The 14,557-nt window shown below is 35.5% G+C and carries 16 protein-coding genes; all 16 read right to left on the minus strand.

What is annotated here, in order from left to right; all coding sequences use genetic code 11:
* Positions 1-37 precede the first annotated feature (37 nt).
* The gene (locus ACNH59_RS00415) at positions 38-979 is read right to left on the minus strand and encodes a UDP-glucuronic acid decarboxylase family protein (protein WP_220764384.1); all 942 of its coding nucleotides are present in this window, start codon (positions 977-979) and stop codon (positions 38-40) included.
* Between the two features lie 7 nt (positions 980-986).
* Positions 987-1,805 carry a glycosyltransferase family 2 protein gene (locus ACNH59_RS00420; RefSeq protein WP_418263491.1) on the minus strand — a complete coding sequence of 273 codons (819 nt, stop codon included), beginning with the start codon at positions 1,803-1,805 and terminating at the stop codon, positions 987-989.
* Positions 1,798-2,337 carry a putative colanic acid biosynthesis acetyltransferase gene (locus tag ACNH59_RS00425; RefSeq protein WP_418263492.1) on the minus strand — a complete coding sequence of 180 codons (540 nt, stop codon included), beginning with the start codon at positions 2,335-2,337 and terminating at the stop codon, positions 1,798-1,800. The genes ACNH59_RS00420 and ACNH59_RS00425 overlap by 8 nt, the downstream gene beginning before the upstream one ends.
* Before the next feature lie 100 nt (positions 2,338-2,437).
* Positions 2,438-3,214: a hypothetical protein gene (locus ACNH59_RS00430; protein ID WP_220764390.1), complete on the minus strand. Its 777-nt coding sequence runs from the start codon at positions 3,212-3,214 to the stop codon at positions 2,438-2,440.
* 110 nt (positions 3,215-3,324) lie between these two features.
* Positions 3,325-4,404, minus strand: coding sequence for a glycosyltransferase (locus tag ACNH59_RS00435; protein WP_418263493.1), 1,080 nt, complete (start codon positions 4,402-4,404; stop codon positions 3,325-3,327).
* Positions 4,405-4,467: 63 nt separating this feature from the next.
* A complete protein-coding gene (locus ACNH59_RS00440; RefSeq protein ID WP_220764394.1) occupies positions 4,468-5,634 on the minus strand; it encodes a glycosyltransferase in 1,167 nt (388 codons plus the stop codon).
* Positions 5,635-6,927, minus strand: coding sequence for a hypothetical protein (locus tag ACNH59_RS00445; RefSeq protein ID WP_418263494.1), 1,293 nt, complete (start codon positions 6,925-6,927; stop codon positions 5,635-5,637).
* 13 nt (positions 6,928-6,940) lie between these two features.
* The gene (locus ACNH59_RS00450) at positions 6,941-8,182 is read right to left on the minus strand and encodes a glycosyltransferase family 4 protein (RefSeq protein WP_418263495.1); all 1,242 of its coding nucleotides are present in this window, start codon (positions 8,180-8,182) and stop codon (positions 6,941-6,943) included.
* Positions 8,179-8,769 (minus strand): acyltransferase, encoded by a 591-nt coding sequence (locus ACNH59_RS00455; protein ID WP_418263496.1) that lies wholly within the window; start codon positions 8,767-8,769, stop codon positions 8,179-8,181. Before ACNH59_RS00455 ends, ACNH59_RS00450 begins: the two co-directional genes overlap by 4 nt.
* Positions 8,757-9,893: a hypothetical protein gene (locus ACNH59_RS00460; RefSeq protein WP_418263497.1), complete on the minus strand. Its 1,137-nt coding sequence runs from the start codon at positions 9,891-9,893 to the stop codon at positions 8,757-8,759. Before ACNH59_RS00460 ends, ACNH59_RS00455 begins: the two co-directional genes overlap by 13 nt.
* A gap of 58 nt (positions 9,894-9,951) precedes the next feature.
* Complete coding sequence (locus ACNH59_RS00465; protein WP_418263498.1) at positions 9,952-10,230, minus strand: hypothetical protein; 279 nt, start codon at positions 10,228-10,230, stop codon at positions 9,952-9,954.
* Between the two features lie 91 nt (positions 10,231-10,321).
* Positions 10,322-10,855, minus strand: a complete 534-nt coding sequence (locus ACNH59_RS00470; protein WP_418263499.1) for a hypothetical protein — start codon at positions 10,853-10,855, stop codon at positions 10,322-10,324.
* A complete protein-coding gene (locus ACNH59_RS00475; RefSeq protein ID WP_418263500.1) occupies positions 10,846-11,901 on the minus strand; it encodes a glycosyltransferase in 1,056 nt (351 codons plus the stop codon). The genes ACNH59_RS00470 and ACNH59_RS00475 overlap by 10 nt, the downstream gene beginning before the upstream one ends.
* Entirely contained in the window at positions 11,898-12,548 is a 651-nt protein-coding gene (locus ACNH59_RS00480; protein WP_418263501.1) for a DUF1919 domain-containing protein, read from the minus strand. Before ACNH59_RS00480 ends, ACNH59_RS00475 begins: the two co-directional genes overlap by 4 nt.
* An 8-nt stretch (positions 12,549-12,556) precedes the next feature.
* Positions 12,557-13,528 (minus strand): hypothetical protein, encoded by a 972-nt coding sequence (locus tag ACNH59_RS00485; RefSeq protein WP_418263502.1) that lies wholly within the window; start codon positions 13,526-13,528, stop codon positions 12,557-12,559.
* Positions 13,525-14,553 (minus strand): hypothetical protein, encoded by a 1,029-nt coding sequence (locus ACNH59_RS00490; protein ID WP_418263503.1) that lies wholly within the window; start codon positions 14,551-14,553, stop codon positions 13,525-13,527. Before ACNH59_RS00490 ends, ACNH59_RS00485 begins: the two co-directional genes overlap by 4 nt.
* Positions 14,554-14,557: the final 4 nt, after the last annotated feature.

Genomic DNA, 14,557 nt, shown 5'->3' on the forward strand with positions numbered 1-14,557 from the left:
TTCTGGCAATTGATTGCAGTGTAAACACGTTTTATTTTTACGCTTTTAGTAGGTCATCAAAATAATTAATGGTAGTAATTAAGCCTTCACGCAATTGTGTTTGGGGTTGCCAACCATCAAGTTTTTCTTTTGCCAAAGAAATATCTGGTTGTCTTTGTTTGGGATCATCTTGCGGTAGTTCAAGGTGTATTATTTTTGACTTAGATCCTGTTAACTCAATTATTGCATTTGCTAATTCAAGCATCGTAAATTCGTTAGGGTTTCCTAAGTTTACTGGACCTAAAAAGCTAGGTTCTGAAGCCATCATTCGTACCATACCTTCCACCAAATCATCTACATATTGAAACGAACGAGTTTGCAAACCATCACCAAAAATAGTGATATCTTTTCCTTGAAGTGCTTGTACAATAAAGTTTGAGACGACACGACCATCAGCAGGATTCATATTAGGACCGTACGTATTAAAAATTCGGATAATTTTGATAGCTACTTTATTTTGATTGTGATAATCCATAAATAAGGTCTCAGCACAACGTTTTCCTTCGTCATAACAAGAACGAATTCCAATTGGGTTTACATGTCCCCAATAACTTTCTGTTTGTGGATGCACCAGAGGGTCACCATATACTTCACTAGTACTGGCTTGTAATACTTTGGCTCTTACTCTTTTTGCCAGTCCTAATACATTTATAGCTCCCATTACCGATGTTTTTACCGTTTTAATGGGATTGTATTGATAGTGAACTGGTGATGCTGGACAAGCCAAATTATAAATTTCATCCACCTCAGCATAATACGGTTCCGTAATATCATGTCGAACCAATTCAAAATAAGGATGATCTAATAGTTCGATAATATTGGATTTAGCCCCTGTAAAGTAATTGTCTAAGCAAATGATCTCATTTCCTTCGTTTAATAATCTTTTACACAAATGAGACCCTACAAATCCCGCTCCGCCAGTTATTAATATTTTTTTCATACCAATCTTATTTATTTTTTAATAATTGCACTTTTGTTTGAATTTGGAAAAAGTAATGTGATTTGTAACACGCTAAATAAAACCCCTCTTTGCCATCTAAAAAACCTAGTTTTAAAACATAAGCTCCAAAAAAATAAACGATAGGAAGCAAACCCGTATTAAGTAGGTTGTATTTAATTTTTTGATTTAAGGATAAAAGGTAATTTTTTGATTGTTTTAGTTGTAAATAGCGTTGCGCTTCCCAAGAAGAATAAGCATTGTGTTTGGCTATATAATGGTCTAAATCTTTAAAATCTTTATGCACGACCTTGGCATGAATCAACCCTACTTTCCCTTCTATGATTGGATGTTCATGCACTTCCATATCTAGGTGGCTCCACATATCCTCTTCAACTTTTTCATAAGCCCCTTTTGATTTCCTAAAAAGTGCCGATTTTTGAAATCCATACCCATATTTCAATTTCTTACCCATGAAATAATTTTGAAACTGAATCGTAAAGCCATTATAAGTAGGGTCTTGTATTTTAATGGCAACTTCTTCAACAAAGGCTTTGGTAACAAATTCATCTGCATCTAAAAACAAAACCCATTCATGATGAAGCCTTGCGTTTTGTAAAGCCCAATTGCGTTTTTTAGGAAATTTACCATTCCATTTGAATTCTATTACTTCGGCACCCATGCTTAAAGCAATGTTTTGGGTACCATCAGTACTTCCTGAATCCACGACAATAATCTGGGCAAACTGCATTAGTTTTTCTAGGCAAGAAGGCAAATTTAAAGCCTCATTTTTTACAGAAACAATAACCGTTACGGGTATTTTATTCATAATTTCTCACTTTTAAATTTCTTGCTGGGTTTCCACCAACGATTGTATTTTTTTCCACATTTTTTACAACTACTGCACAAGCAGCAACCACAGCATGATTTTCAATAATAACTCCAGGCCCTATAAAAGCATTAGCAGCGACCCAAACTCCATTCCCAATTGTGATTGGTTTGAGAAGAAGCGGAAAATCTTTTTGGTTGTAATCATGGGTCGAAGCACACATATACGTCTTTTGAGAAATTATGGTATTCGCTCCAATAGTTATTTTTCCTTGGTTGTAGCAATCTACATGAGGTCCTAAGGTGGAATTGTAAGCGATTTGTAAATTCCAAGGAGCCCAAATTTTTGCAGAAGCATATATGTTGCTAGACCATTCAATTTTAGCTCCAAAACATTTTAAAACAAAAACGCGCCATATTATAAAAAATCGGGAAGCAAAGGGTCTAAACAAAATGATGTAACATACATTCCAAACTAATCTTGAAATTTTGTTTTTCAAACTAAATGAATGACTGTAAGTAGCTAAATCCAAAGAACGATTACGTTTAAATTAATAAATTGGTATAAATTGCTGATTTCTGGGACACTTCTGCCTTTGAAAAAATCCATTATTAAAAGTTGGGTGAATAGGATTAAATCCAAAAATTGGGCGCTATTTTCCTAAACGTGGCTCTGATTGTATTCATTAAGGTATTTTTCAAAGAGCCATAATTTTTATTAGAATGTGCCCCAATACCTATGGGGTTTAGATTAAAAGGAAAACGTAAGAGTGCATGTTGAACTTTCTCGTATAATAATTCAACCAATAACGTTTCAAAAAGCGAATGAGTTAAATCCTTCATCTTCCCTTTTTGGTTGAATATATATTTTTGGTAAAAATCCACTCGGCAAATAAATACGGTAGTCAAAATATGTTTGTTTTGCAACCCAAAAAAATTGTAAATCCTACTATCCGCCACAAATAAATAATGGGGAATCGTAACCAATATCAACTTTGAAAGTTCAGGAAAATACAACCTACCGGTCACTTTTATAAAATAATCCTCAGTACTTGCAAAAGGATATTTCTCAAATACATAATCCAGGAGTTCTAATTCGGAATAGCCATAATGGAATCCCTCAGGTGCTGGTGTTTCTTCTTTTTGGATTAAATGGTATTTTCTATTGTAACTATTTTCAAGTTCAAAAATTTGCTTGATTTCAGTTAAATCATAACCTGAATTTTCAGCAAATATGATTTCAGTGATGTTAGCGTCTTTGTGATGCAACCAGAATTTTAATGCCTTCTTATAGTCTTCTAATCTCGTTTTAACATCATTTCTTTCAATACTGTTTTTAAACTGTTTAGGTGCTATAGATGCTGTTAAAAGCAAAATCATATTTTTATTTCCAGTTGCACTGTTTTTCATCTTTCTTTTGTTCCTTTTTTTGGCCGCCTGAACGTGCTTTACAATGTCGTTCAACAATCATTTTACAACAATTGCAACACCCCAATCTTACAAAAGTCACCCCTTATTCTTTATGTAAGTATCTTTTGGTACAATTGTAAAAGCTGATTTGTAGTCACCTTGATTTCGTATTTTTCAGCCACTAATTGCCTTCCTCTTTCCCCCATAATTTGTAACTGTTCAGCAGGGGTGTTAATCGCTTTTGCGATGGTTTTTTCTAAATTGGCAACCGATAGTGGAATCCACCAACCGCATTGGTATGTTTCTAAATCATTCCAAGGTGTGCCTTGAGTGGTTATAACAGGAATGCCCAAAGCCAAAGCTTCGGCCACTACAATTCCAAAATTTTCACTATGTGTAGGCAATACCATCACATCAGCCGATTTTAAAAATTTCCATTTGGCTTCCCCATATTTAGCACCTACAAAATGTACATTTTTTAATCCTAAGGCACTTTCATTCAGTTGGGCAACATACTTATCCTCCCCATTGCCTGCAATTTCTAACAACCATCCATTTGTATTGCATTTGCTCCAAGCTTCTAACAATAATTCAATTCCTTTTTTTGGATGAATGCGAGAAATAAATACCATTTTTCGGCTTCCATATTGTGTTTTGGTTTCCAATACTTCTTGCAAATCGATACCATTTGGAATGATAGAAATCGGATTTTTAAAACCTAATGTTTGAATATTATCGGCTTCCATTTGAGCAGTAGCATGTAGGTACTGTGATTGCATAAGGGCTTTACGCTGGTATAAAAACAAGGCTATTTTTTTTTTAACGGGATTGTTTTTCATAATCCAAGGCTCCAGCATGCCGTGTGGTGAAACAATAACTTTAATTCCCAAGTTTTGAGCGGCTTTTTGAAAAGCCCAGTTTTGAGGGTTCCAAACTCCATTGATATGCACCAAATTGGGTTTTTCTTTTTTTAAAAAAAGGGAAAACTCCTTAGTGTTAAAAAACCACCTTACAATTTTGGTATTAAAAAAATGGACTCTTACCCCTTTAATTTCTACAGGATGAGGGGAAAAACCAGTAGCAATTATTAATTCTACATGATTTTTTAATGCAGAACTCAATAAACGCATGTACTCCGCAGTGCCTCCTTCTGATTTATCAATATGAGCAATAAAGTGAATGACTTTCATGTGTAGTTTTTTTTAGAAGAAAAGGAACTTAATAATCTTCATTAAAATGTATGACTAATTCCTTTATTCAACGGAATGAATCATTTTATAAACAGTTTCAATTGCATTCAAGGAATATTCCGAGGAGAACATATTGGAGTGTTGCAATGATTTTTCTATCGCTTTTTTTCTATCAGCAGCTTGTAAGGAAACCACTTTTTCCAGTACCGTTGCTGCCTCTTTTTTCCATTGTCCGAGTGATGCTTTGTCATTGGGCATGGGCTCAATGTAATAAGCGGCTGTACCCCCTACTTCATTCATAGGTGCTTTATTGACCGTTATGACGGGACAACCCGAGGCCATAGCCTCAATTATTGGCCATCCAAAACCTTCATCTAGAGAAGGAAACAACAAACATTTAGCTCCTGAATAGGCACTATTAATGTATTCATCTGACACATCAGAAATGAAATAAATATCGTTATTAAATGCTGATTTTTCCCGTTGGATCAGTAATTCGTCCGAAGGCTTTTCTCCTATTAAAAGCAAAGGAATTTTTGTATGGTAATTTGCTCTCCACGTATTGTAAATCTCCATTACCCCTTTTCTGTTTTTATAATACATATTGCCTCCAATATGCATGATATATCCTTGTGTTAGACTTAATCTTAATTTAGTTTCCACTAATTTAATCGACTGACTTTCTGATAAGTAATAAAAAGGACGGCTTAAACCATTATAACAAACCGAAGAACTTTCGATATTTCCTTGATGAAATTGCTGTAAATCTTGTTCTGTTTTTTTCGAAATTGAAATAAAGTTTTTGCCTTTTGAAAATCCTTTTCGAATATAATTTTGATACTGTTTTCCTGTAAAGGATGTTGGGTTTTCTGGAATCATTCCTAAAGCAGATTTTAGAGCCAAAAAATCATGACAATGCACGATGTGTTTTCTGTTTTTCACCAGTGGAACCCATGGCCCTAAAGCTTGATCGGCAAAAACAAAAAGCGTGTCTTTTGAACATTTTTTTAATTTAAATTTTACTTCAATAGGAAACAAAACATACTGATCAATATAACCCATCCATTTTTTTAAAGAGGACACCAAAGGGATTTTATAAAACCGAGCTTTGGGACTCCAAATGACTACTTGATGCCCTTTATCTTCCATTCCCTTTTGCAACATACTAGCGTAGCGTGGCATGCTTTGATGCGCTAAAAAAGTAGGATGTGTAAACAGTATAATTTTCATCTAATCTGTTTCTAATTTGATATTAAGGCTTGCTATTAATAAACCCGAAGCGATAATCGAAGCGCCCAAAATGCTGGGTTGCGCCCACTGTCCTTGCGTAATCAAGAATAAAGCTGTCCCACAAAATGTGAGGGGTAATAATTTTAAGTTACTTGGTAATCGTATGGATTGGACAAATAACGAACAGGCAAAAAACAATCGTAAAACAATGAGTCCTCCTCCTAAAACAATGCCTTGTTCACCACTCAAACGACCCAACTCCCCCTCGGATATTAAAAATTTTGTACTCCCACTTAACATCTGTGCCCCTGCATTTGTACCCATTCCTAGTTTACCAGCAAATAAAGGCTCGTTTAACAAACTCACTATGGGTTGTGTAAATCCTTCAATGGTTCGCATGACAATCGACCCTCCTTCCTGACCATTGGCAGTATCCACTCGATTCATAAAAACCTCTGTACCCAAACTGAAAATTGTGGTCGTTTTTTGTAATACAATAACTAAAATAAAAATAACCGTAATCGTAAGTAGTAATCGCATTATGGATTTGGCACTGGTAGAAGAACCTAAGAATGCAAAAAAACCAACTAAAAACACACCCAAAACAGCTGTTCTACTTACAGTTAAAGGAATCGCTATCAACAATGCTATTGTACTCGAAATAAGCAATGCCTTGGAACATGGCTCATTTGACAACCAAAAATAAAAGATATATACCGACACCAAAATATAAAAAGCCGATAAACCCGATATAAATGAAAACGTTCCAGATGGACGAAAATACCCCATGGCGCCATCAAAACCAGCACTTCCTTCTCCTCCTATACCCACATTAATATAAGCTGTTTGTGGACTGATGAATTGAAAATAGATAATCAAAGTCATCAGAATTGTAAGAGCTAACATGACACGTCCTACTTTAAGAATATCTTCTTTGTTCAATACTTCCCCCATAATAAAAATCAAAGGAAAATGAAGTAACATTATTCGTGCACCATAAAGTCCCACAAATAGATTCCCATGTCCGAAGGTTAGCGTAATGGCCAGTCCTAATAAGGTAAAAATACCCCCCAACACTACATAGGTATTTATGAATTTTACATTAACATAAAGTGCTCTTGCAATAATGTAAATTGCAATAGGGTCACGTACAATTAATAAGGGAGTTGCTAGGCCAGGCAAAATCCATTTGCGTAAAGCTCCTTCGAAAATCCAAAGTAAAAAATACAACCAAATAGCAATTTTTAAAGAATTGTTCGTGGAATTTTTCACTTTTTTATTTACTACCTCCATGAATATCTGTTGTTTATAAAATCTTTGATGATAAAATAGCGTCAGCCATTTCTTGTGCATATACGGACCAAGGTCGGGTTTGTGCTTTGCGTTGGGCAGCAAGCCCATATTGTTGTACTACTTGGGGGGCTTCCAGTATTTTTTCCAAGACTTCTTTAATTGCTGATGCGGAACCCGCTGGTACAATCCATCCATCTTCTCCCTCGGTAATCAAATCAGGCCCTGCGGTTCGCTCAGTGGTTATGACAGGAATCCCTTGCGACATGGCCTCAGTAATTACCAAACCAAAACCTTCAAAAAGAGAAGGGAAGACAAAAACATCATGTTCGCGCATACAAGCTAAAACTTGATGATGTGGTAAAGTAGGAATCCAATGGTGTTGCTCTAAAGCTTGATTCAACGCACTACAATTAGCTACTGATTTATGCCCCACAACGGTCAGTTCTACTTGTTCTCGCAATCCAGCAACTGCTTCAAACAAATAGGAGATTCCTTTGCGCTGCGACAAGCCCCCCACAAATAAAATTTTGAGTTTTCGGCCTTCGAGTGAGCGGTATTCTTTTTTGAAATTTACCTCTGGAAAACCATAGGGAATTACTTTTATTTCGGCTAGCTTTCCGGAATAGGCTGTCAAAGTTTGTTTTGTAAAACTACTAGCCACATAAATCACATCAGCTAATGCTAACTCCTGATCTTTTTTCTGCAATTTTGCTACAGAATCATTAAAACCTGTTAAGGTGCTAGCCCATTCAGGATTGAGTTCAAATTCCTTTTGCATTAATAAACGTGCCATTCTCCAATATCCTATGGGCAAATCGTAAATGCATTTTATGCCCAATTGTTTTGCTTTGGTAAAAGTGGCAAACGCACCATCTTCGTAAGCATACACGCCAGTCACACCTTCCTTTTTTGCTTTTGCTAATGTGGTTGCTACCCAATGATCGTGTTTTTGATATACCCGATCGATACAAAAGAATCCTTTTTCATGTCTCGTTAAAGGCTCTAATTGTAATTTTGATGCTATTAAACGTCCAAACTCAAAAAATGAATTTACTTCCGTAAATTTTTGCCATCTTTTATCCAAACGTCTTCGTTTTAAATCTTTTAGTTTAGGATTAACCCCTAACTTGTACAATACTTGCCCTTTAAAAATAGCTACACAAGTGTATAATTTATATAAGATTTTATTTTTAAATAAACCTTGAATCAATGCTTTTGCATTTGCATTTAATGTAGGATGTGAAAATACGATCATTTTAACCAGGCGTTATTTGTTGCAAGAAATTCACAAGGATTGTAATTCAATGACTCTGTTCTCTTTTTATTTATTTCTTTTGCAGGATTACCCGTGACAATGGCGTATTCGTTTACATCTTTACTAACCACTGCTCCTGCTCCTACTACTGCCCCTTTACCAATCTTTACTCCTGGTAAAAGAATAGCATTTGTAGCAATCCAGGCATAATCTCCAATAGTGATAGGCGCTTTTTTATGACGCCATAAGGGGTCTAAAACATCGTGAGAAGCACTCAAGATGATTACGCCATCATTGATACACACATTATTTCCAATCGTTACTTTATCATGTAAAGCAATTTCGACCCTACCCAACGTACTAAAATCGCCAATGACTAAATTGTCCTTTTTTCCATTTATGACTACTAAGCCTATCTCAGCCGTGGGCGCTATGGTTGCTCCTTTACGGATTAAAGCAGTTCTTCTCCTATTGCTTTTGAGTAACTCTGGAAAAGTCAATAAACGCTTGGCCCAACTCTTGAAAAAAGGGGCACTAAACCTTCGCGATTGAAGTCGGTTTTGCCATAAATAGTTTAAACTTGCCATACAACCTCCCCTTGATTTAATCCCAATAAAAATTGATGGGCTATGCTTGCTATCTGATTCTCGTTTGAGCTTATAAACTTTTTATCCATCAAAGTTTTTATCGATTCTTGGTTTTTATACTGTATCAAATTCAAAAAATTTTCTTGTTTAAACCCTTTTACTTCCCAGTCTCTGGCTACGCATATCGCTGGTAATTCGTGATCAAACATGGCAGCTAAACTTCCGCTTTTTTGATTTAAAATATAAGGAGTGGTTGAAATTCCGTAGTGACAACTTGATAGCATGCGGCTTATTTCTTCGTCATTGACAAATCCAGTCTCTTCATAATCGATGGAGTGCGCTTCTAATTGCTCTTTCCATTTTGCTATCTCCGCTCCGCAACTTCCTATGAATATAAACTTCAATTCTTTTTTCTCTTTCAAACCTAATACAACCTGCTTTAAATCAGTAATAAATCTTTGAATTGGCGCTCCGTAGTGAATACTTCCAAAAAGACAAAATCGCAATTCGGAATCCTTTGATGCAAGCGCTATATTTGATGTTTCATTTTTAATAATGTTACTAAACAAAGGCAGAAGCGTTATTTTATATCCCTGAGCAGCTATTTGGTACTGATACAAATCAATTTGGGTATTGAGTATTTTTTTTTCTACTGCATCTAAAATTTTTAGAACTAATTGTTTTTGCAAAACACCAATACATTTATTTTTCAAAGAAACATTGGAATCCATTCCAATCCATAATTCATGGAACATAATATGCCACTGATGATTTCCTTTTATCTTTTTTAAAAAAGAGGGCAACCAAAAAGGCAATCCTTTGGGATGAAAACTATAAGGAACATATTGCAACGAAATCCAATCGGGTTTAAAATCATTTAAAATAGTGTGTAACCAAGCTAATCTTTGGCTAGGAGTACTCGCTTTCGGAATTCTATTTGCTATTATAGTCACTCCCTCAACCTCTTGGTTTTCTTTACTAAAAGTTGTAGCATGATGATCCCATAAAGAAGCCATTTGAGTAACAACACCTTGACGCAATAAGGCTCCACACAACCTACGACTGTAATCGCCTACCCCATCACGACCAGGCTCTAGAGAACCACATATAAAAAATATTTTCATGAATTGTTATTCTTTTAGTTGCTTCGAAGCACTCTTTAAAACACTCCTAACAAATTCATTAACCTATGATTCTACCCAAAATAGAAGCGGCTTTGATGTTGCTTTTTTTGAGCCTCAATTGCGATTTTGTATAAATTTCAATAGGATTTTGGCAATAGTTAAAAAACAATTTAGCAGCCCTGCTCGGTTTATGTCCGTTAACTACCATTTGTTTGATGAAATTATTTTTCCAAGGTTTTACACTTTCAACGGCATGAGCCATCAAATAAACAGGATCCGTAAATCCCATTCCTTCGGTTCCAATGATACTAAAAGTAAGGTCTGACGAGACGGTCATGCTGGCATTCAATAAATCTTGATCTCCCTTAAAAGCACGAAAACCGTCTTTTTCAAAAAGAGATAAATCTCCTTTATTGGCTTTGTATTTTTCAGCTGAAGGCTATCCATCTGTTTAGCAATATAAAACTGTCTTTGTGGATACCTATAAAACCACTATTTACATAGTAATTCAACTCACATTTTTGATTATTATCGGCCAATTTTTGCCACTCTTTCCGCCACGGATGGTTGTGATGAACCATAGGAAAACAATTATCCAAACAAACTGCCACTCCTATATCTGTCCATGAGGAAATAAAATGCCAAGGTGCAGTGACTACAATATCAGGATCAAAATAATAGATGTTCGATACCTGAGGATGTTCTTGGATTACCTTTTTCATGAAAGAAGGCTTATAATACCCAAAATGCATATCAATATCTAACAACATAAAAACAACTGAAATCCCATCGCCAACTGTATAACCTTTGGCTGTTTTTTGCAATTGATTGACCCAAGTAGGCAAACTTCCTCGATAACCAATACAAATTTTTCCTTTAAAAGAGGATTGCACTAAAGAGTTTATTAAAGCGGCTACTCCTTTATCGTAATGACCTTCAAATAACGTTGTAACTATATCCATTCTACATTTGATTGTTTTGTCTTGTCGTGCAAGGCGAATAATTTTGTGTTTATAAAACTATCTCTTTTGTTATTTTTTACTTTAACAGTAGTTTTAAAACTGCCTATATTAGTGTAAAGCTCTTGTATTAAATCTAAAATTTGATACTCACTTCTTTGAAGAATGTTTTTATGATAAAAAATTCTAAGGTAAGCTGATAGAATGTTTTTGATTTTCCTTAGCGTTATATACCGATAATCATTTTTGATATTAATGGGGTTTGTTTTATCTAAATCATACCCAATCAATAAAGGACTGGAAAGCCCAAAACCCAAAAACAATTTTTTATAATAATTAATCTCTGTACGATTTTTGGGAATGTAATGGTAAAACTGTAATCTTTTGTACCACAACACCTCATAACCTATCATACGTAACGCTAAGCACAACTCATGATCTTCACTGCTGGCTAGTGAGGCTCCTATTCGACCAGTCGCTTGAAATTCAAATTGATAATTCTGTATCAATTCCAAAAAAGCTTTTTTGTTAACAATCATTCCAGCACCATAAACCACTTTTCGCGTATGGGTAATATTGCCCTCTTCGACATATTGTGCCCCCACTGCCAATGTATGGTATTGATTTTTCCAAAAATAAGGAGGTTCTTGTCCTTCAAAAACGGGTGTCCCATAACCCCCAATCACTCCAACATTGGAATGGGCAGCAATAATCGCCAATGCATCCTGCAAATAACTTTTGACCAACCAATTATCATCGTCACAAAACAACAAAAAGTCAAAAGAAGCATGGTTAATCCCACACATTCGAGCTGCTGACAAACCCGGTTTAACTTCTTTAATAATCTTAAAAAAGGGACTGTTTTTCGTCTTATTCTTTTCTAATAAATCACTAGCTACTGCTGCGGTATCATCTGTTGAGGCATTATCAATTATCAATATTTCCCATTGATTTGGCGCGATACCTACTTGATTTAGTAAGTGTTCAATAGTTGGTTTTAACCTTTCAACACTATTATAACAGCAAACAATTACACTGATTCCCTTCATAATTTGTTGATTTTGTATTTAAGTTTTTTAAACTGAAAATTCAAATTACGTAGGAACGGAAGAGTCTTAAGCTCCCAAGAATTCCCTTTTGAATCTATCCATTGGTCAATTTCAAAATAATCCTTTGATAAATTATACAAGGCTTTACCATCGGTTACATACTCATCATACGATTCCGTAATCGTAACGGCATGGGCAAGTTTTTTTCTTTTTTTTGCAGAAAAGAAAATTTTATTAAATGGAATGCTGTTCCATGAAGCCTGTAATTGGTTCCAATCACTCACTTCCCTATCGCAACCTTTAATGAACCAAGTTGAAGTATCCTTGGGCATGCGATTTAAGCGTCTGTTCCATTTGGAGCGGGCTTGAGTTTCATCAGTATAATGCAAAAAATGAATTTCGACATCACCAAGTAACGCAATGGGATATTGCTCTTTTTTATACAATTCTTTATAATCCTGAAACGCTGTTTCTTTTACAAAAACCAATTCAGTTGCCAAATAAGCTTGTAGATTATTTGCCATTTTCACAAAATGGGAAGGCGGAATAAACAAACCTACAAATGGCGTATTGTAAGCTATTTTACGTTCGATGTAAATCTCAGCTCCCCAACAATCATTCGAAATAATACAAAAATCAGTATTCATAAATAGCATTAAATTTTATAGAACCTACCGATGAATTTAGCCACCTTGATGCTCATCTTTTTTTTCTTGATTTCCCAAGGAGAATTAGACAAAATGGGATAATTCACATTCTTGAAATAAGCCACATCTAAGTCTCTCGGTGGTTTTCCTTCCATTGCCCAAGCCAAATAATTGTTCAACCAAGGTTTTTTGCCTCCTAAAGCGTGGTACATCATTATTTGTCCAGAAACAAACCCCATTCCTTCCTTACCTATGTGACTCACAACGCCTTTATACGCTTCAATTGTTGCATTTAGCGCATCTTGATCCGACTTATCAAAATATTGAAAACCTATCATGGGAGCGATGGTAGTATCACGACCTTCTTTGGAAAAAATAGAATTCATCAACCCGCCTATGGCATCCCCCATTCCTTCTTGTAATTGCAACCACAAATTCAAAAACGCAATATCTTTTTTAACAAGCCCTACGAAACCCCCATTAACATAGATTTGGTTGACGAATTGCAACTTGAAACCGTATTTTTCGAAGTAGTTTCGCCAACTTATTCTGCGAGGATGAAATTCTGGCAAGGGCGAATTGATGTCTTCGGATACTGCCACACCATATTGAGCCCATTGTTCAAAACAAGCCCATGGCTCAACTACGACAATATCGGGATCAAAGAAGAATAAAGCTTCTGCTTCTTTTGCTACTCCATGCCATAATTCCAACATAAAATCCGGCTTGTAATTCGTCAGACTATAATGCGTGGTGAGCGGTAAGAAAACAAGTTCTAATCCCTCAATAGGCTTTAACCGAATCGCCTCTTCCCATTTTCCTAGTCGTTCTTTTTTACCTTTTAAAACCCAAGAAGGTAACGCCCCTCTATAGCCTGCGAATATTGTCCCTCGAAACCCCTGATTGTACAGTGAATTAGAAAGTGTAGCAACTCCATAGTGATAATGACCTTCAAATAAGGTACAAATTGCTGAATTCATACAGTAAATTTTAGAATACGATTTAAATAGTTTTTGACACGCTTTCTTTGATTTTTATAATAGGTTATCCCCAACATGTCTGCCAATTGTATTGTAAATAGCCGTTCCATTCTTTTTTTATTGGTTTGATCCGAAAACATCAAATCATCAATAGGCTCCGTACCTATACGCCCTCTACCTGAATAATGCAGATGACTGATAGGCGTATTTGAAGGCGTATTAGAAGGTGGTTCAGGAGAGGGTTCAGGAGATTCCGTTTTTGATTGATCTGACTTAATTGAAAACCAGGTTTTATGAGAAGCCGTATCTTGAATATAGCCCCCTTGTATGGCGTGAATTAAATCCAAACTATTGGCATAATCTCCAGACCACGAACTCAACCAATTGTGCGGTGGTTTGCATAAATTGAGGAGTTTCCAATCTCCTATTAATGTGGCAACATGCAATAAAGATTGGTCATGTTTCTTAGGGATTTCAGGATGTTCTTTAAACCATTCAATAGCAGCATTCATATCTGCAATCATATTAGGATTCTTTTTTACCACAATATGTCCTGCTGTGATAGCAGTACTGAGACTACCTTCACCAAAAAGCGATTCAATTTTATCAGGTTGCAAATAATTGTAAATACCTTGAGTGGTATATTCTTCATCCGCATGAACTAAATCATATTCTTCAGTAAATTCAAATAGTCGTTCCCAATTCATTAGGGCTACAATATCATTATCGGCATAGATGAATTCGTCCCAATCAGAAAACCAACCCAAGAAACGGTATAAGAAACCCTTAGGACAATCGGTCAATACGCTTCCTAAATTTGTAATAAAAGCTTTGGCTTCACTTGAAAACTCATCAACCGTTAAAAATTCGACTTCACTGAGAACAAATTCAGAGTTAATTTTTTCTCCTCCAAAATGTACCAACCGAATGGGAAGTTTACAACCACTTTTTCTAATCGAAAAAATTAAATTTTCACAATACCATTGGCTTTTTAAATTAGCTACTAAAACAATTCCTTTTTTCATTCTT

This window comes from Flavobacterium faecale (genome assembly GCF_048320115.1).
Taxonomy (GTDB): domain Bacteria; phylum Bacteroidota; class Bacteroidia; order Flavobacteriales; family Flavobacteriaceae; genus Flavobacterium; species Flavobacterium faecale_A.